Origin of the sequence: Cellulomonas sp. CW35, from assembly GCF_052378485.1 — a bacterium.
Lineage (GTDB): Bacteria > Actinomycetota > Actinomycetes > Actinomycetales > Cellulomonadaceae > Cellulomonas > Cellulomonas uda.
In genome coordinates this window covers 2,646,259-2,669,952 of sequence record NZ_CP199000.1, presented here as the reverse complement: position 1 = coordinate 2,669,952, position 23,694 = coordinate 2,646,259, and the positions used below count along the sequence as shown (strand labels likewise).

Annotated in this window: 26 protein-coding genes; 24 read left to right on the top strand and 2 right to left on the bottom strand. The window is 73.5% G+C overall.

Annotated elements, in window-relative coordinates:
* Positions 1-127: 127 nt before the first annotated feature.
* The 5 genes from ACT17Q_RS12175 to ACT17Q_RS12155 all read left to right on the top strand — a co-directional run bounded on the left by ACT17Q_RS12175 (position 128) and on the right by ACT17Q_RS12155 (position 6,482).
* Positions 128-1,438 (top strand): homoserine dehydrogenase, encoded by a 1,311-nt coding sequence (locus ACT17Q_RS12175; protein ID WP_141319620.1) that lies wholly within the window; start codon positions 128-130, stop codon positions 1,436-1,438.
* Positions 1,438-2,529 (top strand): threonine synthase, encoded by a 1,092-nt coding sequence (gene thrC, locus ACT17Q_RS12170; protein ID WP_141319622.1) that lies wholly within the window; start codon positions 1,438-1,440, stop codon positions 2,527-2,529. Before ACT17Q_RS12175 ends, thrC begins: the two co-directional genes overlap by 1 nt.
* A 7-nt stretch (positions 2,530-2,536) precedes the next feature.
* A complete protein-coding gene (gene thrB, locus ACT17Q_RS12165) occupies positions 2,537-3,514 on the top strand; it encodes a homoserine kinase (RefSeq protein WP_444662697.1) in 978 nt (325 codons plus the stop codon).
* A gap of 297 nt (positions 3,515-3,811) precedes the next feature.
* Positions 3,812-5,770, top strand: a complete 1,959-nt coding sequence (gene rho, locus ACT17Q_RS12160) for a transcription termination factor Rho (RefSeq protein WP_444662695.1) — start codon at positions 3,812-3,814, stop codon at positions 5,768-5,770.
* 163 nt (positions 5,771-5,933) lie between these two features.
* Positions 5,934-6,482 carry a type II toxin-antitoxin system PemK/MazF family toxin gene (locus ACT17Q_RS12155; protein WP_444662693.1) on the top strand — a complete coding sequence of 183 codons (549 nt, stop codon included), beginning with the start codon at positions 5,934-5,936 and terminating at the stop codon, positions 6,480-6,482.
* A gap of 9 nt (positions 6,483-6,491) precedes the next feature.
* Here the strand turns inward: ACT17Q_RS12155 and ACT17Q_RS12150 are convergent, their stop codons facing one another.
* Positions 6,492-7,088, bottom strand: coding sequence for an NADPH-dependent FMN reductase (locus ACT17Q_RS12150; RefSeq protein ID WP_444662692.1), 597 nt, complete (start codon positions 7,086-7,088; stop codon positions 6,492-6,494).
* Positions 7,089-7,255: 167 nt separating this feature from the next.
* Here ACT17Q_RS12150 and ACT17Q_RS12145 point away from each other — a divergent pair, with 167 nt between their 5' ends.
* Positions 7,256-7,624, top strand: coding sequence for a TfoX/Sxy family protein (locus ACT17Q_RS12145; protein ID WP_444662690.1), 369 nt, complete (start codon positions 7,256-7,258; stop codon positions 7,622-7,624).
* A 54-nt stretch (positions 7,625-7,678) separates the two neighbouring features.
* Here ACT17Q_RS12145 and ACT17Q_RS12140 read toward each other — a convergent pair whose 3' ends face one another.
* Entirely contained in the window at positions 7,679-8,845 is a 1,167-nt protein-coding gene (locus ACT17Q_RS12140; RefSeq protein WP_444662688.1) for a glycosyltransferase family 4 protein, read from the bottom strand.
* Positions 8,846-9,055: 210 nt separating this feature from the next.
* Between ACT17Q_RS12140 and rpmE the strand changes: the two genes are divergently transcribed.
* From rpmE to ACT17Q_RS12050, 18 genes are all read left to right on the top strand, one after another.
* A complete protein-coding gene (gene rpmE / locus ACT17Q_RS12135) occupies positions 9,056-9,268 on the top strand; it encodes a 50S ribosomal protein L31 (RefSeq protein ID WP_048342972.1) in 213 nt (70 codons plus the stop codon).
* 128 nt (positions 9,269-9,396) lie between these two features.
* Complete coding sequence (gene prfA, locus ACT17Q_RS12130) at positions 9,397-10,482, top strand: peptide chain release factor 1 (RefSeq protein ID WP_444662686.1); 1,086 nt, start codon at positions 9,397-9,399, stop codon at positions 10,480-10,482.
* Positions 10,479-11,417 (top strand): peptide chain release factor N(5)-glutamine methyltransferase, encoded by a 939-nt coding sequence (prmC, locus tag ACT17Q_RS12125; RefSeq protein ID WP_268533612.1) that lies wholly within the window; start codon positions 10,479-10,481, stop codon positions 11,415-11,417. Before prfA ends, prmC begins: the two co-directional genes overlap by 4 nt.
* Complete coding sequence (locus ACT17Q_RS12120) at positions 11,414-12,196, top strand: L-threonylcarbamoyladenylate synthase (protein ID WP_444662683.1); 783 nt, start codon at positions 11,414-11,416, stop codon at positions 12,194-12,196. Before prmC ends, ACT17Q_RS12120 begins: the two co-directional genes overlap by 4 nt.
* Positions 12,193-13,362: an MraY family glycosyltransferase gene (locus ACT17Q_RS12115; RefSeq protein ID WP_094179428.1), complete on the top strand. Its 1,170-nt coding sequence runs from the start codon at positions 12,193-12,195 to the stop codon at positions 13,360-13,362. The genes ACT17Q_RS12120 and ACT17Q_RS12115 overlap by 4 nt, the downstream gene beginning before the upstream one ends.
* A complete protein-coding gene (locus ACT17Q_RS12110; RefSeq protein ID WP_094179429.1) occupies positions 13,298-13,780 on the top strand; it encodes a hypothetical protein in 483 nt (160 codons plus the stop codon). Before ACT17Q_RS12115 ends, ACT17Q_RS12110 begins: the two co-directional genes overlap by 65 nt.
* Before the next feature lie 77 nt (positions 13,781-13,857).
* Entirely contained in the window at positions 13,858-14,742 is an 885-nt protein-coding gene (gene atpB / locus ACT17Q_RS12105) for a F0F1 ATP synthase subunit A (protein ID WP_094179430.1), read from the top strand.
* Positions 14,743-14,844: 102 nt separating this feature from the next.
* Positions 14,845-15,075, top strand: coding sequence for an ATP synthase F0 subunit C (gene atpE, locus ACT17Q_RS12100; RefSeq protein WP_094179431.1), 231 nt, complete (start codon positions 14,845-14,847; stop codon positions 15,073-15,075).
* Positions 15,072-15,653 (top strand): F0F1 ATP synthase subunit B, encoded by a 582-nt coding sequence (locus tag ACT17Q_RS12095; RefSeq protein WP_094179432.1) that lies wholly within the window; start codon positions 15,072-15,074, stop codon positions 15,651-15,653. The genes atpE and ACT17Q_RS12095 overlap by 4 nt, the downstream gene beginning before the upstream one ends.
* Positions 15,653-16,465 (top strand): F0F1 ATP synthase subunit delta, encoded by an 813-nt coding sequence (locus ACT17Q_RS12090; protein ID WP_094179433.1) that lies wholly within the window; start codon positions 15,653-15,655, stop codon positions 16,463-16,465. Before ACT17Q_RS12095 ends, ACT17Q_RS12090 begins: the two co-directional genes overlap by 1 nt.
* A 55-nt stretch (positions 16,466-16,520) precedes the next feature.
* Positions 16,521-18,149, top strand: a complete 1,629-nt coding sequence (gene atpA / locus ACT17Q_RS12085; RefSeq protein ID WP_444662679.1) for a F0F1 ATP synthase subunit alpha — start codon at positions 16,521-16,523, stop codon at positions 18,147-18,149.
* Positions 18,150-18,151: 2 nt separating this feature from the next.
* Positions 18,152-19,051 carry a F0F1 ATP synthase subunit gamma gene (locus tag ACT17Q_RS12080; RefSeq protein ID WP_094179435.1) on the top strand — a complete coding sequence of 300 codons (900 nt, stop codon included), beginning with the start codon at positions 18,152-18,154 and terminating at the stop codon, positions 19,049-19,051.
* Positions 19,052-19,113: 62 nt separating this feature from the next.
* Entirely contained in the window at positions 19,114-20,601 is a 1,488-nt protein-coding gene (atpD, locus tag ACT17Q_RS12075) for a F0F1 ATP synthase subunit beta (protein ID WP_141320980.1), read from the top strand.
* Complete coding sequence (locus tag ACT17Q_RS12070) at positions 20,601-20,879, top strand: F0F1 ATP synthase subunit epsilon (protein ID WP_094179437.1); 279 nt, start codon at positions 20,601-20,603, stop codon at positions 20,877-20,879. Before atpD ends, ACT17Q_RS12070 begins: the two co-directional genes overlap by 1 nt.
* 10 nt (positions 20,880-20,889) lie before the next feature.
* Entirely contained in the window at positions 20,890-21,309 is a 420-nt protein-coding gene (locus ACT17Q_RS12065; RefSeq protein WP_094179438.1) for a DUF2550 family protein, read from the top strand.
* A gap of 25 nt (positions 21,310-21,334) precedes the next feature.
* A complete protein-coding gene (gene nucS / locus ACT17Q_RS12060; RefSeq protein WP_094179439.1) occupies positions 21,335-22,030 on the top strand; it encodes an endonuclease NucS in 696 nt (231 codons plus the stop codon).
* Between the two features lie 18 nt (positions 22,031-22,048).
* Entirely contained in the window at positions 22,049-22,456 is a 408-nt protein-coding gene (locus tag ACT17Q_RS12055) for a hypothetical protein (protein WP_094179440.1), read from the top strand.
* Positions 22,457-22,460: 4 nt separating this feature from the next.
* Positions 22,461-23,693 carry an N-acetylglucosamine-6-phosphate deacetylase gene (locus ACT17Q_RS12050; protein WP_094179441.1) on the top strand — a complete coding sequence of 411 codons (1,233 nt, stop codon included), beginning with the start codon at positions 22,461-22,463 and terminating at the stop codon, positions 23,691-23,693.
* Position 23,694 lies beyond the last annotated feature (1 nt).

The following is a 23,694-nucleotide window of genomic DNA, read 5'->3' as shown; positions in this document are numbered from 1 at the left end:
ACATGTGCCCAAGGACCCTTCCGGAAGGTAGGTGAGACTCGCGTCCTGCCGACCGGACGTCCCGGACGGCCCACCACGCGTGCGCCCTATCCTGTGCCCAGTCCCCGACGAGAGCACCGGAGGTCGTGTGCCCGCCCCCCTGAAGGTCGCCCTGCTCGGCTGCGGTGTCGTCGGCACCGAGGTGGCCCACCGCCTGGTCACGCACGCCGACGAGCTCGCCGCGCGCGTCGGCGCGCCGCTCGAGATCGTCGGCATCGCCGTGCGGGACGCGGCATCGCCGCGCGAGGGCGTCACGGGCACCTCGCTGGAGCCGCTGCTCACCACGGACGCGTCGGCGCTCGTGCGCGGTGCGGACGTCGTCGTCGAGGTCATGGGCGGCATCGAGCCCGCGCGCACCCTGATCCTGCAGGCGATCGAGGCGGGCGCGTCGGTGGTCACGGCCAACAAGGCGCTGCTCGCGTCCGACGGCCCGACGCTCTACAAGGCGGCCGACGCGGCGGGCGTGGACCTGTACTTCGAGGCCGCCGTCGCGGGCGCGATCCCGATCGTCCGGCCGGTGCGCGAGTCGCTCGCGGGCGACCAGGTGCAGCGCGTCCTCGGCATCGTCAACGGCACGACGAACTACGTGCTCGACCGCATGGCCACCGACGGGCTCGAGCTCGAGCAGGCCGTCAAGGAGGCGCAGGCGCTCGGCTACGCGGAGGCGGACCCGACGGCCGACGTCGAGGGCTACGACGCGGCGGCCAAGGCCGCGATCCTCGCCTCGCTCGCGTTCCACACGCGGGTGTCGCTCGACGACGTCGCGCGCGAGGGCATCACGGGCGTCACCGCCGCCGACGTCGCGTGGGCGCAGCGGACCGGCCACGCGATCAAGCTGCTCGCGATCGCGGAGCGCAACGTCCGCGACGACGTCGCGGGCATCCAGGTGCGCGTGCACCCGGCGCTCGTGCCGCTGGAGCACCCGCTCGCGGGCGTGCGCGGCGCGTTCAACGCGGTGTTCGTCGAGGCGGAGGCGGCCGGCGAACTCATGTTCTACGGCCGGGGCGCGGGCGGCGCGCCCACCTCGTCGGCGGTCCTCGGCGACCTGGTCTCGGTCGCACGCCACCGTGTGCTCGGCGGGCGCGGGCCGGTCGAGTCGTCGTACGCCGACCTGCCGGTGCTGCCGGCGGAGGCGGCGTGCACCCGGTTCCAGGTGCGGCTCGACGTCGACGACCGCCCGGGCGTGCTCGCGCAGGTCGCGCACGTCCTCGCGGAGCACGACGTCTCGATCGAGGCCGTGCGGCAGTCGGCGGACGCGGGTGCCGCCACGGGCGTCGCCCGCCTGCTGATCACCACGCACACCGCGCGCGAGAGCGCGCTCGCGGCCACCGTGGCCGCGCTCACCGACCTCGACGTCGTGCGTGACGTCGTGTCCGTCCTGCGAGTCGAAGGAGCCTGATGGCCCACCAGTGGCGCGGCGTGATCGCCGAGTACGCCGACCGCCTGCCCGAGCACCTGACGACGCACCCGGTCACCCTCTACGAGGGCGGCACGCCGCTCATCGCGGCACCCGCGCTGAGCGAGCGCACGGGTGCCGACGTGCACGTGAAGTTCGAGGGCATGAACCCCACGGGCTCGTTCAAGGACCGCGGCATGACGACCGCGATCTCGGCGGCGGCCGCGCGGGGCGCGAAGGCGGTGGTCTGCGCGTCGACGGGCAACACCTCGGCGTCGGCCGCGGCGTACGCGACGCGCGCGGGCATGCTCTGCGCGGTGCTCGTGCCGGACGGCAAGATCGCGATGGGCAAGCTGAGCCAGGCGATCGCGCACGGAGCGACGCTCCTGCAGGTCGACGGCAACTTCGACGACTGCCTGATCGCGGCGCGCAAGCTCGCCGAGGCGTACCCGGTCGAGCTGGTGAACTCGGTGAACCCCGACCGCATCCAGGGTCAGAAGACCGCGGCGTTCGAGATCGTCGACGCCCTGGGCGACGCCCCGGACATCCACGTGCTGCCGGTCGGCAACGCGGGCAACATCACGGCGTACTGGAAGGGCTTCCGCGAGTACGCGGGGCTCGACGACGGTGCGGCGCACGGTGCCGTCGCGTCGCGCACCCCGGTGATGTGGGGCTTCCAGGCGGCGGGCGCCGCCCCGATCGTCCTGGGGCACCCCGTGTCGGAGCCCGAGACGATCGCGACCGCGATCCGCATCGGCAACCCGGCGTCGTGGCAGCAGGCCGAGCAGGCGCGCGACGTCTCGGGCGGTCTCATCGAGTCGGTGACCGACGAGGAGATCCTGCGCGCGCACCGCGTCCTGTCCGCCGAGGTCGGCGTGTTCGTCGAGCCCGCGTCGGCCGCGGGTGTCGCGGGGTTGCTGCGCCTGTCCGACGAGGGGCGCGTGCCCGCCGGTGCGCGCATCACCATCACGGTCACGGGCCACGGCCTCAAGGACCCGCAGTGGGCCCTGCGCCGGCCCGACGGCGGCGAGGTCACCCCGGTGCGCGTGCCCGCGGACGTCGTGTCCATCGCGGACGCGCTCGGCCTGGGCTGAGGCCGCCGTGCGACTGCGTGCCGACCGGGTGCGCGTGCGCGTCCCCGCGACGTCCGCGAACCTCGGTCCGGGTTTCGACGCGATGGGCGTGGCCCTCGCGCTGCACGACGAGGTCGAGGTCCGCGCGGTCGCCGCGCCGGGCGTGACCGTCGTCGTCGAGGGGGAGGGTGCCGGTGCGGTGCCGGGCGACGAGCGGCACCTCGTCGTGCGCGCGATCCGCACCGCGCTCGACCACGTCGGCGCGCCGCAGGCGGGCTTGACCCTGACGTGCCGCAACGCGATCCCGCACGGCCGGGGTCTCGGCTCGTCGGCCGCGGCGGTCGTCGCGGGCATCGTCGCCGCGCGCGGGCTGATCTCCGAGCCCGAGGCGCTCGACGACGCGACCGTGCTCGCGCTCGCGACGCAGCTCGAGGGACACCCCGACAACGCGGCCCCGGCGATCCTCGGCGGCGCGACGATCGCGTGGACGACCCCGGCAGGCGCGGTGGGTGCGACGCAGGTCGAGGTGCACCCCGACGTGGCCCCGGTCGTGATGATCCCGCCGACGCACCTGTCGACGAAGGCCGCACGCGGTGTGCTCCCCGAGCAGGTGCCGTTCGTGGACGCGGCGCGGCAGGCCGGACGCTCGGCGCTGCTGGTGCAGGCCCTCGGGCGCCGCCCGGACCTGCTGCTCGACGCGACGGTCGACCTGCTGCACCAGGAGTACCGGCGCGCCGTCATGCCGGACTCGCTCGCGCTGGTCGACGCGCTGCGTCGCCGGGGGGTCGCGGCGGTCGTCTCCGGTGCGGGCCCCACGGTCCTCGCGCTCGCGCGCCGGCTGCCCGACGAGCCCGGCGGGCCGGACGTGGCGGGCGAACCGCGCACGGACGCGGACGCCGCGATCGACGAGGCGTTCGGCGGCGTGCTGGGCGGCTGGGTGATCCGCCGGCTGCCCGTCGACCCCGCCGGGGTGCGCCTCGCGGTCGGCGACCACCCGATCGGGTGAGCGGTGTCGCGCGGGGTCATCGCGGCCGGTCGTGAGGCCGACAGTGGTAGCATCGTCGCGTTCCCCCGGACCACATCCTCCGGGTCGCGTGCCTCCCGAACGGTGTTCCGCAGGACATCCGCGGGACCGCTGCCCAGGCGAGCCGACCATCCGGGAACAACCCCAGCCTTGAACGCGTCGCCGACACGGTCGTGAGCCGCGCGTGGGCTTCCAGCACCGTCTCGTCGACGGACGTCCGTCTGACGAGACGACGGCCTCCTACCCCGAGAGGCCACCGACGAGGGGGAAGGGTCCTTCGTGACAGACACCAACCAGACCGGGTCCATCGCGGCGCTGCGCCTGCCCGAGCTGCAGGCCCTCGCGTCCGAGCTCGGCGTCAAGGGCATCTCGAAGATGCGCAAGGGCGACCTGGTCGAGGCGATCGACGCCGCACGCGGCGGTTCGCGCCCCCGGGCCCTCGACGCGCGTCGTGAGCAGACCGTCGCGCCGGTGACGCAGCAGGCGGGCCCCGTCGAGCGCGACGAGGCCGCGCCGCGCACGCAGCGCACGCGCGGTGCCCGCCGCGCGCAGGGCCCCGCGCAGGACGCGCTCGCCGGTCTCGAGGCCGCGATCGACGCGAAGATCGCGGGCGAGCCGGTCGAGCGGCGCGGCGAGGGCCGTGACGGCCGCGAGAGCCGTGACGACGACCGTGCGCAGCGCGCCGCCGAGGCGGTCGGCGAGGCCGTGGGCGACGTGGCGGGCGAGGCCGGCGAGCGCCGCTCGCGCCGCGCGGGCCGTGGCCAGGGCGCCTCCGACGCGCAGGGCGAGGGGCGCCAGCAGCGCGCGCAGGGCCAGCAGCCCGGCGCCCAGGCACATCAGCAGACGGGCCAGCAGACGGCTCAGCAGGCGGGTCAGCAGACCGGCCAGCAGGGCCAGCAGGGCCAGCAGGGTGTCGCGGCGCAGGGCGACGACGACGACGAGCGGGGCGGGCGTCGCCGCCGCTCGCGCGACCGCTACCGCGACCGGGACCGCAAGCGCGGCCGCGGCCGCAGCGGCCAGCCGGACCTCGCGGGTCTCGACGAGGTCGAGCTCGCGGACGACGACGTGCTGCTCCCGGTCGCGGGCATCCTCGACATCCTCGAGAGCTACGCGTTCGTGCGGACCACCGGGTACCTGCCGGGCCCCAACGACGTGTACGTCTCGCTCGGCCAGGTCAAGAAGAACGGCCTGCGTCGCGGCGACGCGATCACGGGCGCGGTGCGGCAGCCGCGTGACGGCGAAGCCGCGCAGGGCGGCCGGCCGAACAAGTTCAACGCGCTCGTGCGGCTCGACTCGGTCAACGGCCTGTCGCCCGACGAGGCGCGCCAGCGGCCCGAGTTCCAGAAGCTCACGCCCCTGTACCCGCAGGACCGCCTGCGTCTCGAGACCCCGGACCCGGGCCGGCTCACGCCGCGCGTGATCGACATCGTCGCGCCGATCGGCAAGGGCCAGCGTGGTCTGATCGTCGCGCCGCCCAAGGCCGGCAAGACGATCATCATGCAGCAGATCGCGAACTCGATCACCGCGAACAACCCCGAGGTCCACCTCATGGTCGTGCTCGTCGACGAGCGCCCCGAGGAGGTCACGGACATGGAGCGGTCGGTCAAGGGCGAGGTCATCGCCTCGACGTTCGACCGCCCGGCCTCGGACCACACGATCGTCGCGGAGCTCGCGATCGAGCGCGCCAAGCGCCTGGTCGAGCTGGGTCAGGACGTCGTGGTGCTGCTGGACTCGATCACGCGCCTGTCCCGCGCGTACAACCTGGCCGCGCCCGCGTCGGGTCGCATCCTGTCGGGTGGTGTCGACGCCTCGGCGCTCTACCCGCCGAAGAAGTTCTTCGGTGCGGCGCGCAACATCGAGAACGGCGGCTCGCTGACGATCCTCGGGTCCGCGCTCGTCGAGACCGGCTCCAAGATGGACGAGGTCATCTTCGAGGAGTTCAAGGGCACCGGGAACATGGAGCTGCGCCTGTCGCGCTCGCTGTCGGACAAGCGCATCTTCCCCGCGGTCGACGTCAACGCGTCGGGCACCCGCCGCGAGGAGCTGCTCATGTCGCGCGACGAGCTGCAGATCGTCTACAAGCTGCGCCGCGTGCTCGGTGCGCTCGACCAGCAGCAGGCGATCGAGCTGCTGATCGGCAAGCTCAAGGAGACCAAGTCGAACGTCGAGTTCCTGCTCGGCGTGCAGCGCTCCACGCCGGGCAGCTTCGGCGAGGAGAACGCGGGCCGCACGGTCTGACCACCGCTCGACGAAGGCCGCGCCCGCTCGGGCGCGGCCTTCGTCGTCCCGGGCGCACGCCGGCGGGTGGCGACGGTCCTGCCGGTCGGACCTTCTCGCCCGTCCTCCACCCGTCCTCCACCCGTCCCTGCAGCCGTCGTCGGTCGCTCAAGGTCGGCGGCGCGTGCGTCGATGGCGGGGCGTGGACGCGGTGCGCGACGGGGGTGACGACATGGTCGCGTGGCTGACCGAGCGCGCCGGGGCGGCGCCGCCGTGGGTGCTCGGGGCCGCGGCGCTCGTCGCGCTCCTCGTCGTGGCGGTGGCGCGGCGCGCGCGACGTCGGCCTGGCGGTCGGCCTGGCGGTCGTCGGCCCGGCACTCGTCGGCCTGGCGGTCGTGGGCCCCGGCCGGGGGAGCTCTGGTTCGCCCTCGTGTCGTTCGACGACCGCTCGGGGGCCAAGGACCGGCCGGTGCTCGTACTCGACGTCCAGGGCGGGTCGGTCGTCGTCGCGCAGCTCACCTCGCAGGACAAGAGCCGCCGGCGCGACCACGTGCCGGCACCCGCGCGCCTGACGGGCATGCGCAAGGACGGCTGGCTCGAGCTGCGCACGCGCACCGTGCCGCGGGGTGCGTTCCGGCGCCGCGCGGGAGACCTGGGCCCGGCGGGGCTCGTCTGGTTCGAGCGCGAGCTCGAGCGCACCGGGCGCGACGGGACGGCCGCCGGCGGGCGTTGACGCGACGAGTCAGCTCGGGTCGCCGATGTGCCCGGGCGCCGTGACCGACAGGACGCGCTCGACGAACGCGGTGTACTCCGACATGTAGTGGCGCAGGAACGTCGCGGTGTCCGCGTGCGTCACGGTGATGCCGCCGGCGCCGTCGTCGGCGTAGTGCTCGGGGTGGAACGTCAGGTACACCTCGGGCGCGTTGAGCTGCGGCGCGTTGAGGAAGCTCAGCACGCTGCGCATCGACGACTGCATGACCGCGGTGCCGATCGCGCCGATCGACGCCCCGACGATGCCGGTGGGCTTGCGCGCGAACGAGTTGGTGCCCCACGGGCGCGACGCCCAGTCGATGGCGTTCTTGAGCGCTCCGGGGATGGACCGGTTGTACTCGGGCGAGACGAACAGGATGCCGTCGGACGCCTCGACGGCCTCCTTGATCGCGCGGCCCTGCGGCGGGTAGTCGTCGTCGTAGTCCGGCGAGTAGAGCGGCAGGTCACGGATGCCGATCTCGACGAGCTCGAGCTCGGGCGGCGCGAGCCCGACGAGCGCCCGCGCGACCGTGCGGTTGATGGACGTGCTCGACAGGCTCCCGACGAGGTAGCCGATCCGGTACGTCATGGCCTTCTCCTTCGAGCTGGGCGGGTCGGCACCTCCACGGTGCTCACTCCACAGTGCTCACTCCACAGTGCTCACTCCACAGTGCTCACTCCACAGTGCAGCGCCTTCCGCCCCGGCGCACGCCGGGGCACCATGGGTCCCGGACGCGACGGGACGAGGGGGGACCCATGGTCGACGAGGTTCTGGGGGCACGCGTGCGCGCGGCTCTCGCGGACCACCTCGCGGCGCGCGGCGCCGGGGCGGGGTCGGGCGGCTCCGCCGTCGGCGAGAAGCGGATGTTCGGCGGGCTCGCGTTCCTGCTCGACGGGCGGATGGCCGTCGTCGTGAGCACGCGCTCGGGCGGGTTGATGGTGCGCGTCCCGATCGAGGACCGCGGCGAGCTCCTGGCGAGCGCCGGGGTGCGGCCCATGCAGATGCGGGGCTCGGACATGCGGGGGTGGGTCGTGGTCGACACGGCCGAGCTGGCCGACGACGCGGTGCTGCGCCGGTGGGTCGCGATCGGCGCCCGCACGGCCGCGTCCGTGCCTGCGCGCTGACGCGCGGGGGCGCTGGTCAGCGGGTGCGCTCGTCCGCGTGCGTGCCGGGCGCCGTCAGTGCTCGGCACGCACGGCGGCGAGCGCCGAGCGGTAGGCCCGCTCGACCTCGTCGGCGATGCGGGGCGTGTCGAACCGTGCCGCGGCGGCGCGCTGGCGCCGGGCGATCGCGGAGCGCCCCTGCGGGTCGTCGACCCACCGGCCGAGCACGCGCGCGAACGTCGCGGTGTCGGCCGGGTCGAGCAGCTGGCGCTCGAGGCCGGCCATCGTCGTGCGGTAGCCAGGGTTGTCGCCCGCGAGGACCACGCCACGCGCGGCGGCGAGCGCCTCGACGACGGAGATGCCGAAGCTCTCGCCACCCGTCGACGGCAGCGCGACGACGTCCGCGTCGGCGAGCAGGGCGGCCTTGTCCTCCTCGGCGACGAACCCGGGCAGGTCGACGCCGGTCAGCCCTTCGCGCGCGACCGTCGCCGCGAGCTCGTCGTGCAGGGGCCCGCGCCCGGCGATCGTCAGGGTCCACGGGTTGCGGGTGCCGGCGCGTGCCATCGCGACCACCGCGTCCAGCAGCTCGCGCGGACCCTTGCGCGGCACCAGCCGCCCGAGGAACACGATGCGGACCGGGCGGTCCGCGGGCACGGGACCGGTGGCCGGGGGGAACCGCGTGACGTCGACGGGGTTGCCCAGCACGTGCGTCGGCACGCGGAACGTGCGCTGCGCGAACTGCGCCGCCGCCTGCGACGTCGCGAAGACGTGCCGGAACCGGCGCAGGCGCCGCTGCTCGAGCAGGCCGAGCGCGCGCGTGCCCGCGCTCACCCACCACGAGTGCGGGTAGATGTGGAACGTCCCGACGACCGCGGTGCCGGGTGCCGCGGCCGACACGACGCGGCCCGCGAGCACGGGGGAGTACGGCATCTGCACGTGCAGCACGTCGAACGGCACGCGCGCCAGCAGGTCGCGCACCCGCGCGCGGGACGCCGGCAGCGGCGTGTTGAGCCGGTTGCCGTTGAACGTGACGCCCACGTTGCGCCCGACGACGTGCAGCGGCAGGTCCGTGCGGCGCGTCGTGGACGCGACGTAGTGCACGTCGTGGCCGCGGCGCGTCAGCTCGGCGCCGAGGGTGAGCACGTACTGCTGCACGCCGTCGGGGCGGTCGAGGTCGTCGTCGATCACGAGGCCGACGACGAGGCGACGGTCGTCGTCACGGGGACCAGCAGCAGACGGCACCCACGCATCCTAGGGACCGCCACGCCGGCGGCGGCGTGGACCCGGGCGTGGACCCGGGCGTGGACGTGGTCGTGGACGTGGGCAGGACGCCTCGACGCCCGGGGAAGATTTCGGGGCGCGCGGGGGTTCTGGCACAATGGTTCGCTGGTCTGCGGTTCACCCGCGCACATCCGCGTCGGGACCCGGAGACACCCCACCAAGGAGATCCCCGTGAAGTCTGACATCCACCCGGAGTACGTGGTCACCGAGGTCACGTGCACCTGCGGCAGCACGTTCGTCACCCGCAGCACCGTGACGAGCGGCAAGATCCACGCCGACGTCTGCAGCGCCTGCCACCCGTTCTACACGGGCAAGCAGAAGATCCTCGACACCGGCGGCCGCGTGGCCCGCTTCGAGGCCCGCTACGGCAAGAAGGCCAACTAGCACCTCCGCAGCGCCGGTGCCCGGCGCGGACGACTGCCCTCCATGGCAGTGTCCGCGAGGGCACCGGCGCTGCGTCGTCCCCGGGGTGCGTCGCGTGCCCCGTCGCACCCGCACCCCGAGGGAGTCCCGTGAGCGAGCAGTTCGCCGCCGCGCAGGCGCTGCTCGCCGAGCACGCGCAGATCGAGGCACAGCTCTCGGACCCGGCGGTGCACGCCGACGCGGGCCGCGCCCGAACCCTCGGCCGCCGGTACGCCGAGCTCGGCCGGGTCGCGCAGGCCTACCGGGCGTGGCGGTCGGCATCCGACGACGCGGCGGCCGCCGCCGAGCTCGCGGACGAGGACGCGACGTTCGCCGCCGAGCTCCCCGCGCTGCGGGCCGCCGCCGACGAGGCCGCCGCGCGCCTGCGCGAGGTCCTGATCCCCCGGGACCCCGACGACGCGCGCGACGTGATCCTCGAGATCAAGGCCGGCGAGGGCGGCGAGGAGTCGGCGCTGTTCGCGGGCGACCTGCTGCGCATGTACCTGCGGTACGCCGAGCAGCAGGGCTGGGCGACGCAGGTCCTCGAGTCCACGCCCTCGGACCTCGGCGGCTTCAAGGACGTCCAGGTCGCGGTCAAGTCGCGCGGGAGCGTCGCGCCCGAGGACGGCGTGTGGGCGCACCTGAAGTACGAGGGCGGCGTGCACCGCGTGCAGCGCGTGCCCGTCACGGAGTCGGCCGGGCGCATCCACACGTCGGCCGCGGGCGTGCTCGTCTTCCCGGAGGCGGACGACGAGGGCGAGGTCGAGATCGACCCGAACGACCTGCGGATCGACGTCTACCGCTCGTCCGGCCCCGGCGGGCAGTCGGTCAACACGACCGACTCGGCCGTGCGCATCACGCACGTGCCCACGGGCATCGTCGTGTCGATGCAGAACGAGAAGTCCCAGCTGCAGAACCGCGAGCAGGCGATGCGCGTGCTGCGCGCGCGGCTGCTCGCGGCACGCCAGGAGGAGGCCGCGGCCGCGGCGAGCGAGGCGCGGCGCAGCCAGGTGCGCACGGTCGACCGCTCCGAGCGCATCCGCACGTACAACTTCCCGGAGAACCGGATCGCGGACCACCGCACGGGCTACAAGGCGTACAACCTCGACGCGGTCCTCGCGGGCGACCTCGGGCCCGTCATCGCGTCCGCGATCGAGGCCGACGAGGCCGCGCGGCTCGCCGAGGCGGGCGCGTGAGCACCCCGGCCCCCGGCTCCGCGGGCGCAGACCGCGCGCCCGGCGTGCGCACGCTCGTGGAGGCCGCCGTGCGCGTGCTCGACGAGGCCGGCGTGCCGTCGCCGCGCGTCGACGCGGTCGCGCTCGCGGCGTACGCGCTCGGGCTGCCGCGTCTCGAGCTCGCGCTCGCACCCGACCCGGCGCCCGCCGGGTTCGTCGAGGAGCTCGCGGAGCTCGTCGAGCGGCGACGGCGGCGCGAGCCGCTGCAGCACATCGTCGGGCACACCGTGTTCCGGTACCTCACGCTGCGTGTCGAGCCGGGCGTGTTCGTGCCCCGGCCCGAGACCGAGGTCGTCGCGCAGGTCGCGATCGACGAGGCCGCGCGCCTCGTCGCCGCGGGTGCGACGCCCGTCGTGGTCGACCTGTGCTGCGGGACCGGCGCGATCGCGCTGTCGGTCGACACCGAGGTGCCCGGCGCGCAGGTGGTCGCGGTCGACCTGTCGCCTCAGGCCGTCGGGCTCACGCGCGCCAACAGCGGCGCGGTGGGTCCGCGCACGCTGCGCGTCGAGCAGGGCGACGTGCGCGACCCCGACCTGCTGGCGGACCTCGTCGGGAAGGTCGACGTGCTCGTCTCCAACCCGCCCTACGTCCCGCCCGACGCGGTCCCGCGCGAGCCCGAGGTCCGCGACCACGACCCGGACCTGGCGCTCTACGGCGGTGGTGCCGACGGCCTCGACGTGCCGCGCGCCGTGCTCGCCGCCGCCGCGCGGCTCCTGGTCCCGGGCGGCCTGCTCGTCATGGAGCACGCCGAGGTGCAGGACGCGCAGGCGCGCGCCGCGGCGGACCGGACCGGCGCGTTCGTCGACGTCGGCACGCTGCCGGACCTCACCGGACGGCCCCGGATGCTCGTCGCACGTCGGAAGGCACCGTCGCACGTGGAAGGATCGCACCCGTGACCGCGCGCACCCTGTCTGCTCACGACCCCGCGACGTGGGGACCGGCGATCGACGAGGCGGTGGACGTCGTCGCGAACGGCGGGCTCGTCGTCCTGCCGACCGACACCGTCTACGGCATCGGCGCGGACGCGTTCTCGCCGCCCGCGGTGCAGGCGCTGCTCGACGCCAAGGGGCGCGGCCGGCAGATGCCGCCGCCCGTCCTCATCGGCGACGTGCGCACGCTCGACGGGCTCGCGACCGACGTCCCCGCGCACGCGCGGCTCCTCGCGGAGGCGTTCTGGCCCGGCGGGCTGACGATCATCGTGCGTGCGCAGCCGTCGCTCGCGTGGGACCTGGGCGAGACGCACGGCACCGTCGCGCTGCGCGTGCCCGACCACCCGGCCGCGCGTGCGCTGCTGCGCCGCACCGGCCCGCTGGCCGTGTCCAGCGCCAACCGCACCGGCCAGGACGCCGCGCTGAGCGCCGCCGACGCGTACCGCATGCTCGGCGACCGGGTGCGCGTGTATCTCGACGCGGGCACGTCGCCGGGGCAGGTGGCGTCGACGATCGTCGACGCGACGACCCCCCGGCTGCGCGTCGTGCGGCAGGGGGCGATCTCGCTCGCTGCGCTCAACGAGGTCGCGCCCGTGCGCGGCACGGACGGGCTCCTCCCCGACGAGGTCGTGCCAGACGAGCTCGTGCCCGACGAGGGCGTGCCCGACGAGGGCGGTCCCGACGAGGCTCCTGGCGGCCCGGAGGGCGCCGACCGGCCCGCCACGGGGGACGGTGCCGCCGGGTGAGGGTCTACCTGCTCGTCGGCCTGGTGGCCGCCGCGGTCGCGTACCTCATGACGCCGCTCGCCCGCTGGTGCGCGCTGCGCTGGGGTGCGATCACCGCGGTGCGCGACCGCGACGTGCACGCGGTGCCGACGCCACGGCTCGGCGGGCTGGCGATGTTCCTCGGCGTCGTCGTGACGATCGTCGTGGCCAGCCGCCTGCCGTTCCTCGAAGGGGTGTACGACAACCCGCGCGCGCTCGTCGGGATCGTCGGGGGAGCGGGGCTCGTCGTGGCGCTCGGGGTCGCAGACGACATCTGGGACCTCGACTGGCTCACCAAGCTCATGGGTCAGGTGCTCGCCGCGGGCTTCCTCGCCTGGCAGGGCGTGCAGCTCTACCAGCTGCCGATCGGCGGGGTCACCGTGAGCTCGGGGCGCATGTGGACGTTCCTCACCATCGTGATCGTCGTGGTCGCGATGAACGCCGTGAACTTCGTCGACGGGCTCGACGGCCTCGCCGCGGGCGTGCTGGCCATCGGCGGCGGCGCGTTCTTCCTGTACTGCTACCTGCTCACGCGCGCGACGTCGGGCGACTACGCGAGCCTGTCCGCGCTCGTCCTCGCGGCGCTCGTGGGGGCGTGCGTCGGGTTCCTGCCGCACAACCTGTACCCCGCGCGCATCTTCATGGGGGACTCCGGCTCGATGCTGCTCGGGTTCGTGCTCGCCGCCGCGGCGATCATCGTGACCGGCCAGATCGACCCCGAGCAGGTGTCCCGCCGGCAGTCGTTCCCCGCGTTCCTGCCGATACTGCTGCCCATCGCGGTCCTGCTGCTGCCCCTGCTCGACATGGGGCTGGCGATCATCAGACGCACCATCCAGGGCAAGTCCCCGTTCCACCCCGACCGCCTGCACCTGCACCACCGGTTGCTCGCCCTCGGGCACAGCCACCGTCGCGCGGTGGCGATCATGTACCTGTGGACGGCCGTCTTCGCCTACGGCGTGGGCGCGCTCGTTTTGTTCTCGACGACGACCGTGCTGTGGATCTTCCTCGCCGCCGTCGTCGTCGCCGTCCTGCTGACCATCGGGCCGCTGCGCGGCCGGTCGCACCGCACCTCCAAGGAGCCGCATGTCCTCCCCGACGAGCCCGGACCACGACCCGTCGACCGCCCCGAGGCACGACAGCACAGCTGAGGACGTCTTCCGCACCTCGCTGCGCACGGTGCTGGTCCTGCTCGGCGCGCTGCTCGTGATCGGCACCCTCGTCGGGTGGCTCGTCGCGGGCGCCGCGGGGGTGTGGGGCGCGCTCGTCGGCGTGGGGCTCGCCCTGGTGTTCTCGGGCACGACGATCGTCGCGATGCTGCTCACGACGCGTTCGACCGCGCAGACGATGGCCCTGGTGGTCATGGGCACGTGGCTCGCGAAGGTCGCCGTCGTCGTCGTCGTGCTCGCGATCCTGCGCGGTCAGGACTTCTACTCCCCGGGGGTCCTCGCGGTGACGCTCATGGTCGGCGTGCTGGGCTCGGCGTACCTCGACTACCGCGCGGTCACGCGCGCCCGGCTGCCCTACGTGGAGCCCGCGCCGCGCGACGCGGACGAGAGCACGCGGTGACGCCGAAGTCGTAGGACGACGGTCCCGGACAGGGGCTCGGGCACCACCTTCGATGGGTTAGGCTTCCCCCGACCCCGATGGCCAGCAGTCGAAGGCGTGCCCGCACAGCCGCGGCACCGGCCGACGCGAACGACCTCCAGGAGCGCACCCTGTCCAGCCTCGCGACCCTCCTGCCACTCGCGTCCGACGAGGGGGGCAACGGCTTCCACACGCCGTCGATCGCGGACTTCTTCCCGCCGCCCTTCCTGTTCGAGGGCACGCTGCTCGAGTTCAACAGGCTCCAGCTCGTGCGCGTCATCGCGGCCGTGGCGCTCGTCGTCCTGGTCTGCACGGTCGCCTCGCGGGCCAGGCTGGTGCCCGGCCGCACGCAGAGCGTCGTGGAGATGGGCCTCGACTTCGTCCGCAAGAACGTCGCCGAGGACATCATCGGCAAGGAGAAGGCCGGCAAGTACGTCGCCTTCCTGACGACCCTCTTCTTCGCGATCCTCGCGTTCAACATCACGGGTGTGATCCCGGGCCTGAACATCGCCGGGACGTCCCTGATCGGTCTGCCGGTCATGCTCGCGCTGTGGGTGTACGTGATGTACATCGGCGCCGGGGTCCGCGCGCAGGGCGTCGGCGGCTTCCTGCGGTCGAGCCTGTTCCCCCCGGGCGTGCCGCCCTTCCTGTACGTGCTGCTGACGCCCGTCGAGTTCCTCACGGTGTTCGTCATCCGGCCCGTGACGCTCGCGATCCGGCTCATGGCCAACATGGTCGCCGGGCACCTGATGCTCGTCCTGTGCTTCGCGGCGACGGACTTCTTCGTCCGTGAGGCCTCGGGCATGTCTGCCTTCGCCGTGCCGAGCCTCGTGGGCGGTATCGCGATCACGCTCTTCGAGGTGTTCGTCGCCGCACTCCAGGCGTACATCTTCGTCGTGCTCACCGCCGTGTACATCTCCTCCTCGATCACCGAGGAGCACTGACCTCACCCACCGCAGGGCGGCCACCCTACGGACTACAACGAGCCCTCGGTCGACCGGCCGAGGACCCTACGGAAGGAACGAACGACCGTGGCAGACACCAGCATGATCCTCGCCGCCACCGACGCCGTCTCCGGCAACATCGCGACCGTCGGCTACGGCCTCGCGGTGCTCGGCCCGGGTATCGGTCTGGGCATCCTCATCGGCAAGACCCTCGAGGGCATCGCCCGCCAGCCCGAGGTGGCCGGTCAGCTCCGCACGACGATGTTCATCGGCATCGGCTTCGTCGAGGTGCTCGGCCTGCTCGGCCTCATCACCGGGTTCCTCTTCACGTGAGCGCCGCCGCGATCGCCGCGGCTGTCGTGACGGCCGCGGAGGAGACCGAGGGCGAGGGCGTCCAGCTGCTGCTGCCCGCCGCGTACGACCTCATCTGGTCGACGGTCGTCCTCCTCATCATCGCGATCCCGTTCTACAAGTTCGCCCTGCCGAAGCTGCAGGCGGTCCTCGACGACCGCGCCCGGCGCATCGAGGGCGGCCTTGCCAAGGCGGAGGCCGTCCAGGCCGAGGCCGCGGCGCTGCGCGAGGAGTACGAGCGTGAGCTCGCGGACGCCCGGACCGAGGCGGCCCGGGTCCGTGAGGAGGCGCGCGCCGAGGGCGCGCAGATCGTCGCCGAGCAGCGCGGGCGCGCGCAGGAGGAGGCGGCTCGCATCCTCGAGACCACGCAGCGCCAGATCGACGCCGAGCGGCAGCAGGCTGCCGTGCAGCTGCGCACGGACGTCGGGTCGCTCGCGACCGAGCTCGCGTCGAAGATCGTCGGCGAGTCGCTCGAGGACGAGGCACGGCGCTCGCGCGTCGTCGACCGGTTCCTCGACGAGCTCGAGGCGACCGCGGCGACGAGCGGCAAGGGGGCCTGATGCGCGGGACCTCTCGCGCGTCGCTGGCGGCGGTCGAGGAGCGGTTCGAGCCGGTTCTCACCGCCGCCGGGGCACAGGCGTCCGACCTGGGCGAGCAGCTGTTCGCGCTCGTCGACGCGCTCGACTCCTCCGGTTCGCTGCGTCGCGTGCTCGGCGACCCGTCGGTCGACGGCGAGGCCAAGGCCACGCTCGTCGGGCGGCTCCTGGCCCCTGCCGACCCCCGGGTCGTGGCCGTCGCGCAGGACGCGGTGCGCCAGCGCTGGTCGGCGGACGCCGACCTCGCCGACGCGCTCGAGCGGCTCGGCTTCATCGCCGTGGTCGCGCGCGCCGAGAACGAGCACGGCCTCGCGGACGTCGAGGAGGAGCTGTTCCGGCTCACGCGTGCGCTCGCCGGTCAGCGCCAGGTCCGCCAGGCGCTGTTCGACCCCGCGATCCCGGGAGCGGCGCGCGCCGACCTCGTGGACCGGATCCTGGCAGGCCGCGGCAGTGCCGTGACCGGGATCATCGCGCGGCGCGCGGCGTCCGCGCCGCGTGGCCGGCGCTACGTGGCCACGCTCGGGCGCATCGCGGACCTCATCGCCGAGCGCCGTAGCCGCGAGGTCGCGACGGTCACCAGCGCGACCGACCTCGCCGGCCCGCAGCGTGACCGCCTGGCGCAGATCCTGCGGCAGGCGTACGGCCGCGACGTGCAGCTCAACGTGATCGTGGACCCGCACGTGCTCGGTGGTCTGCGCATCCAGGTCGGGCCGCAGGTGGTCGACTCGACCGTGCTGTCCCGCCTCGCCGACGCCCGACGACGACTCGCCGGCTGACCCGGCACCCCAGAACGCTGAGCCTGCACCGGCAGGCCCATGACAGGAGAGAGCAATGGCTGAGCTGACGATCCGGCCGGAGGAGATCCGCGCCGCGCTGGACAGCTTCGTGAAGAGCTACGAGCCCACGGGCGCCGTCGCGGAAGAGGTCGGCCGTGTGACCCTGGCGGGCGACGGCATCGCCCAGGTCGAGGGCCTGCCCGGCGCGATGGCCAACGAGCTGCTGCGCTTCGAGGACGGCACGCTCGGCCTCGCGCTCAACCTCGACGTGCGCGAGATCGGCGTCGTCGTGCTGGGTGAGTTCTCCGGCATCGAGGAGGGCCAGGAGGTCCGCCGCACGGGCGAGGTCCTCTCGGTCCCCGTCGGTGACGGCTACCTCGGCCGCGTGGTGGACCCGCTCGGCCAGCCGATCGACGGCCTGGGCGAGATCGAGGTCGAGGCGCGCCGTGCGCTCGAGCTGCAGGCGCCGGGCGTGATGGCGCGCAAGTCCGTGCACGAGCCGCTGCAGACCGGCATCAAGGCGATCGACTCGATGATCCCGATCGGCCGCGGTCAGCGCCAGCTGATCATCGGCGACCGCCAGACCGGCAAGACGGCGATCGCGATCGACACGATCATCAACCAGAAGGCCAACTGGGACTCGGGCGACCCGACCCAGCAGGTCCGCTGCATCTACGTCGCGATCGGCCAGAAGGGCTCGACGATCGCCGCGGTGCGCGGCGCGCTCGAAGAGGCCGGTGCGCTCGAGTACACGACCATCGTCGCGGCGCCCGCGTCCGACCCGGCGGGCTTCAAGTACCTCGCGCCCTACACCGGCTCGGCCATCGGCCAGCACTGGATGTACGGCGGCAAGCACGTCCTCATCGTGTTCGACGACCTGTCGAAGCAGGCCGAGGCGTACCGCGCCGTGTCGCTCCTCCTGCGTCGCCCGCCGGGCCGCGAGGCGTACCCCGGTGACGTCTTCTACCTGCACTCCCGGCTGCTCGAGCGTTGCGCCAAGCTCTCGGACGAGCTGGGCGCGGGCTCGATGACGGGTCTGCCGGTCATCGAGACCAAGGCGAACGACGTCTCGGCGTACATCCCGACGAACGTCATCTCGATCACCGACGGCCAGATCTTCCTCCAGTCGGACCTGTTCAACGCGGACCAGCGTCCCGCGGTCGACGTCGGCATCTCGGTGTCGCGCGTCGGTGGTGCGGCCCAGGTCAAGGCGATGAAGCAGGTCTCCGGCACGCTCAAGCTGGACCTCGCGCAGTTCCGCTCGCTCGAGGCGTTCGCGATGTTCGCGTCGGACCTCGACGCGACGTCGCGCGCCCAGCTGGCCCGTGGCTCGCGCCTGACCGAGCTGCTCAAGCAGCCGCAGTACACGCCGTACCCGGTCGAGGACCAGGTCGCGTCGATCTGGGCCGGCACCAAGGGCCACCTGGACGACGTGCCGATCGAGGACGTCAAGCGGTTCGAGTCCGAGCTGCTCGACCACCTGCGCCGTAACACGGACGTGCTCACGACGATCGCCTCGACGGGCAAGCTCGGCGACGAGACCGAGCAGCAGCTCGCGTCCGCGGTCGAGCAGTTCCGCGGGGGCTTCCTCAAGTTCGACGGGACGCCGCTCGTCGGCGGTGCCGAGGAGGACGCCGAGGTCGAGGTCGAGCAGGAGCAGATCGTCCGGCAGAAGAAGGCCTGAGCATGGCCGGTTCGCAGCGCGTCTACAAGCAGCGCATCAAGTCCACCCAGTCGCTCAAGAAGATGTTCCGGGCGCAGGAGCTCATCGCTGCGTCCCGCATCGGCAAGGCCCGCGACCGGGTGGCCCTGGCGTCGCCGTACTCGCGGGCGATCACGCGTGCCGTCTCGGCCGTGGCCACCCACTCGGACGTGACGCACCCGTTCCTCGCGAGGCGGACCGACACCAACCGCGTGGCCGTGCTGCTCGTCGCGTCGGACCGCGGCATGGCGGGCGCCTACTCGGCGACCGTCATCCGCGAGACGGAGCGGCTCATCGAGCAGCTGCGCGACGAGGGCCGCGAGGTCGACCTGTACGTCTCGGGTCGCCGCGCGGTGAGCTACTACACGTTCCGCCAGCGTGAGCTGGCGGGGCGGTGGGTCGGCCAGTCCGACGCCCCGCAGCTCGAGACGGCACGGGAGATCGCCGACACGCTCCTGGAGCGGTTCGGCGCCCCGGCCGACGAGGGCGGCGTGGCCGAGGTGCACGTCGTGTACACGCAGTTCGTCAACATGGTCACGCAGCGGCCCCGGGTCATCCGGCTCCTGCCGCTCGAGGTCGTGGAGGGTGTCGCGCCCGCCGGCGACGGCGGTCCGCTCCCGCTGTACGACTTCGAGCCGGACCCGGAGACGGTGCTCGACGCGCTGCTGCCGCGCTACTTCCGCGCCCGGATCTTCGCGAGCCTGCTGCAGGCCGCGGCGTCCGAGCTCGCCGCGCGTCAGCGGGCCATGCACACCGCGACCGACAACGCGGAGGACCTCATCCGCACGTACACCCGACTGGCCAACCAGGCCCGTCAGGGCGAGATCACGCAGGAGATCAGCGAGATCGTGTCGGGCGCCGACGCGCTCGCCTCGGCCTCCTGAGCCACGACCGACCGAAGACCACGCCGGGGTCGACCACCCCGGGACGAGAAAGCAGGCCAGACATGACCGCCACCACCGTCGACGAGACGGCCGCCGCCGCCGGCACGCCCGGCGTCGGTCGCGTCGCCCGCGTCATCGGCCCCGTCGTGGACATCGAGTTCCCGGCGGACCAGATCCCCGAGATCTACAACGCCCTGACGGTCGACATCGACCTGTCCGGCCAGGGTGAGGGCGAGGGTGAGGGCACGCTGCGCATGACGCTCGAGGTCGCGCAGCACCTCGGCGACTCGCTCGTGCGCGCCATCGCCCTCAAGCCGACGGACGGCCTCGTCCGTGGCGCCCAGGTGACCGACACCGGTGCCCCGATCTCGGTGCCCGTCGGCGACGTGACCAAGGGCAAGGTCTTCAACGTCACGGGTGACGTGCTGAACCTGGCCGAGGGCGAGACGCTCGAGATCACCGAGCGCTGGCCCATCCACCGCAAGCCCCCGGCCTTCGACCAGCTCGAGTCGAAGACGCAGATGTTCGAGACCGGCATCAAGGTCATCGACCTGCTCACGCCGTACGTGCAGGGCGGGAAGATCGGCCTGTTCGGTGGTGCGGGCGTCGGCAAGACGGTCCTCATCCAGGAGATGATCCAGCGCGTCGCGCAGGACCACGGTGGTGTGTCGGTGTTCGCGGGCGTCGGTGAGCGCACGCGTGAGGGCAACGACCTCATCGTCGAGATGGAGGAGGCGGGCGTCTTCGACAAGACGGCCCTCGTCTTCGGCCAGATGGACGAGCCGCCGGGCACGCGTCTGCGCGTGGCCCTCTCGGCACTGACGATGGCGGAGTACTTCCGCGACGTGCAGAACCAGGACGTGCTGCTGTTCATCGACAACATCTTCCGGTTCACGCAGGCCGGTTCCGAGGTGTCGACGCTGCTCGGCCGCATGCCGTCCGCGGTGGGCTACCAGCCGAACCTGGCCGACGAGATGGGCCTCCTGCAGGAGCGCATCACCTCGACCCGCGGTCACTCGATCACGTCGCTGCAGGCCATCTACGTGCCGGCGGACGACTACACCGACCCGGCCCCGGCCACGACGTTCGCGCACCTCGACGCGACCACCGAGCTCAGCCGTGAGATCGCCTCGCGCGGTCTGTACCCCGCGGTCGACCCGCTGTCGTCGACGAGCCGCATCCTCGACCCGCGTTACGTGGGCCAGGAGCACTACGACGTCGCGACGCAGGTCAAGTCGATCCTGCAGCGCAACAAGGAGCTCCAGGACATCATCGCGATCCTCGGTGTCGACGAGCTGTCGGAGGAGGACAAGACCGTCGTCGCGCGGGCGCGTCGCATCCAGCAGTTCCTGTCGCAGAACACCTACATGGCCGAGAAGTTCACGGGTGTCGTCGGCTCGACCGTTCCGGTGTCCGAGACGGTCGAGGCGTTCAAGAAGATCGCCGCGGGCGAGTTCGACCACATCGCCGAGCAGGCGTTCTTCAACATCGGTGGCCTCGAGGACCTCGAGAAGAACTGGGCCCGCATCCAGAAGGAGTACGGGGTCTGATGGCGGCCACGCTCGAGGTCGACCTGGTCGACGCGGTGGGCAAGGTCTGGTCGGGCCGGGCCCGCCAGGTCTCGGCCCCCGCGGCCGACGGGGAGATCGGCATCCTCGCGGGGCACACGCCGATCCTCTCGGTGCTCCGCGCGGGTGAGGTGCGGGTGCGCACCGAGGGCGAGGGTGTGCTCTCGTGGCACGTCGACGGGGGCTTCCTGTCCGTCGACTCGGACACGGTCACGATCGTCGTCGACGCGCTGAGCGACTCGACGTCCTCGTCCCACTGAGGCCGGCCGCGTGCACGGGGGCGTCGTCGTCGCAGTCGTGACGGTGGTGCTGCTCGCGCTCGTGACGGCTGCCCTGTGGCTCTCGCGACGGCACACGCTCGACCGCCGCGTGGGGTCCTTCCGCTGCGCGCTGCGCCACGGCACCCGCTGGCCGGGTGGCGTGGCGCAGTACGGCGCGGCGTCCCTGTACTGGTGGCGCTCGTGGTCGTTGGCCCCGCGGCCCGCGCGGCGGTGGGAGCGCGAGTCCCTCGCGGTCGTCGCCAAGCGCCAGGCCGACGTCCCCGGTGCGCCCGGCGACCTCGTCGTGACGTGCCGGTCCCGGTCCGCCGGGCGGCCGGTCGAGTTCGAGCTGCTGCTCTCCGCGGACGCGTACGCGGGCCTCACCTCCTGGATCGAGGCGACGCCGTCGCGCGTCGGCTCGGTCATCTGACCCCCTCGTCCGGGAGGATCCTCGCGTGCGTCTCGTCGTCGCGTCCTGCGCGGCCCGCTACACGGGCCGGCTGTCGGCCCACCTGCCTCGCGCGACGCGTCTGCTCGTCGTCAAGGCGGACGGCAGCGTGCTGCTGCACTCCGACGGCGGCTCCTACAAGCCGCTGAACTGGATGAGCCCGCCGTGCTCGCTGGCGGTGGGCGAGCCGGACGACGAGTCGCGCGCCGCGGGGGTCACGCAGGTCTGGACCGTGCAGCACCAGAAGTCCGACGACCGGCTCGAGATCGAGCTGTTCGACGTGCTGCACGACAGCGCGCACGAGCTCGGGGTGGACCCGGGCCTCGTCAAGGACGGCGTGGAGGCGCACCTCCAGGAGCTCCTGGCCGCCCAGATCGGCCTGCTCGGCGACGGGCACGTGCTGGTGCGCCGCGAGTACCCCACGGCGATCGGCCCGGTGGACATCCTCGCGAAGGACCCCACGGGCGGGTCGGTCGCGATCGAGATCAAGCGCCGCGGCGACATCGACGGGGTCGAGCAGCTCACGCGTTACCTCGAGCTGCTCAACCGCGACCCGCTGCTCGCGCCCGTGCGGGGCGTGTTCGCGGCGCAGGAGATCAAGCCGCAGGCGCGCGTGCTCGCGACCGACCGCGGCATCGCGTGCCTGACGCTCGACTACGACGCGATGCGTGGCGTCGACGACGTGGACTCCCGGCTCTTCTGACCCCGCAATGATGACGTCATGACCGGCACCGCTCCCGACCTGGACGTCCGTCGCGCGGCGGGCGTCGTCTGGCGCGCGCTCGTGCTGTGCTGGGTCCTCGGCGTGGTGCTCGCACTCGTGACCGGCGCGGGCGGGCTGGGGGTCGGGCTGGTCTCGTACGCGGTGGTGCTCGGGGCCGTCCCCGTGCTCGTCGTCGGGGGGACGGGGGCGATGCTGGTCGAGCACCGGCTGGTCGACGCCGGACCCGCGCACCGCGCCGCGGTGTACGGGGCGCTCGGCGCGGGCGTCGCGCTCCTGGCCGGTCTGGTCGTGCTGCAGGCGGGTGTGGCGTCCTGGTGGGGCGTCGTCCTCGCGTCCGTCGGTGCGGCGTCCGCGGCGGGGGCGTGCGTGTGGGCCGCGTGGTCGCGGGGGCGTGGGGGACAATGACCGCGTGAGCGACCTCCCGGAGTCCGAGATCCTGCTGCGTGGCCGGGTCGTCACGCCGACGCACGTGCTCGAGGACGGGCTCCTGGTCACCCGGGGCGCGACGATCACCTGGATCGGTCGCGCGGACGAGGCGCCCGCGCCGTGGAACGAGCGCCTGCCCGAGGCATCCGACGACATCGTGCTGCCCGGTCTGGTCGACGTGCACTGCCACGGGGGTGGCGGTGCGAGCTTCCCGGACGCGACGACGGCGGAGCAGGTCGCGACCGCGGCGCACGAGCATCTGCGCCACGGGACGACGACGCTCGTCGCGTCGTTGGTGACGGCTCCGCCGGACGTCCTGCTCGCGCGCACGGCTCTGCTCGCGGACGCGGCCGACGCCGGCGTCGTCGCGGGCATCCACCTCGAGGGGCCGTTCCTGTCGCACGCGCGCTGCGGCGCGCAGAACCCCGGTGACATGCTCGCGGGCGACCCGGCACTGGTCGACGCGGTGGTCCAGGCGGCGCGCGGGCACCTGGTGACGATGACGGTCGCGCCCGAGGTCGTCGGTGTGCACGCGGGGCAGGGCGACGACGTGCTGGCCGCCCTGGTGCGCGGCGGCGCGCTCCCGTCGATCGGCCACACGGACGCGAGCGCGGTGCAGGTGGAGGCGGCCGTCGACCGCACGTTCGACCTGCTCGCGGCGGACCCGGCGGCGCGCTCGGGCCGGCCGACCGCAACCCACCTGTTCAACGGGATGCGCCCGGTGCACCACCGCGACCCGGGTCCGGTCCTGGCGTGCCTCGCGGCAGCGGGGCGCGGTGAGCTCGTCGTCGAGCTCGTCGCGGACGGCACGCACCTGGATCCTGCGACGGTCGTGGCGGTGTTCGACCTGGTCGGTGCGGACGCGGTGGCGCTCGTGACCGACGCGATGGCGGCCGCGGGGATGGCCGACGGCGACTACCAGCTCGGGCCGATGGCGGTGCGGGTCGCCGACGGTGTGGCGCGGGTCGTCGACGGCGACGGTGAGGCGGGCGCGATCGCGGGCGGGGTCGCGCACCTGCTCGACGTCGTGCGCGCGACCGTGGCCGCGGGTGTGCCGGTGGTCGACGCGGTGCGCGCGGCGTCCCTCACGCCGGCGACGGTGCTCGGGCTGCGGGACGTGGGCGGCCTGGTGGCGGGCCTGCGGGCGGACGTCCTGGTCGTGGACGGAGACCTCACGCCGCAGCTCGTGCTGCGCGCGGGTGTGCCGGTGGACTGAC

What these genes read in the sequence shown, in the direction of transcription:
- ACT17Q_RS12090 (WP_094179433.1), top strand. Translation starts at nt 15,653, where the DNA reads ATGCGCGGGACCTCTCGCGCGTCGCTGGCGGCGGTCGAGGAGCGGTTC.
- thrC (WP_141319622.1), top strand. Translation starts at nt 1,438, where the DNA reads ATGGCCCACCAGTGGCGCGGCGTGATCGCCGAGTACGCCGACCGCCTG.
- ACT17Q_RS12080 (WP_094179435.1), top strand. Translation starts at nt 18,152, where the DNA reads ATGGCCGGTTCGCAGCGCGTCTACAAGCAGCGCATCAAGTCCACCCAG.
- ACT17Q_RS12055 (WP_094179440.1), top strand. Translation starts at nt 22,049, where the DNA reads ATGACCGGCACCGCTCCCGACCTGGACGTCCGTCGCGCGGCGGGCGTC.
- atpE (WP_094179431.1), top strand. Translation starts at nt 14,845, where the DNA reads ATGATCCTCGCCGCCACCGACGCCGTCTCCGGCAACATCGCGACCGTC.
- ACT17Q_RS12070 (WP_094179437.1), top strand. Translation starts at nt 20,601, where the DNA reads ATGGCGGCCACGCTCGAGGTCGACCTGGTCGACGCGGTGGGCAAGGTC.
- ACT17Q_RS12110 (WP_094179429.1), top strand. Translation starts at nt 13,298, where the DNA reads ATGTCCTCCCCGACGAGCCCGGACCACGACCCGTCGACCGCCCCGAGG.
- ACT17Q_RS12145 (WP_444662690.1), top strand. Translation starts at nt 7,256, where the DNA reads ATGGTCGACGAGGTTCTGGGGGCACGCGTGCGCGCGGCTCTCGCGGAC.
- atpA (WP_444662679.1), top strand. Translation starts at nt 16,521, where the DNA reads ATGGCTGAGCTGACGATCCGGCCGGAGGAGATCCGCGCCGCGCTGGAC.
- ACT17Q_RS12150 (WP_444662692.1), bottom strand. Translation starts at nt 7,088, where the DNA reads ATGACGTACCGGATCGGCTACCTCGTCGGGAGCCTGTCGAGCACGTCC.
- atpD (WP_141320980.1), top strand. Translation starts at nt 19,114, where the DNA reads ATGACCGCCACCACCGTCGACGAGACGGCCGCCGCCGCCGGCACGCCC.
- atpB (WP_094179430.1), top strand. Translation starts at nt 13,858, where the DNA reads ATGGCCAGCAGTCGAAGGCGTGCCCGCACAGCCGCGGCACCGGCCGAC.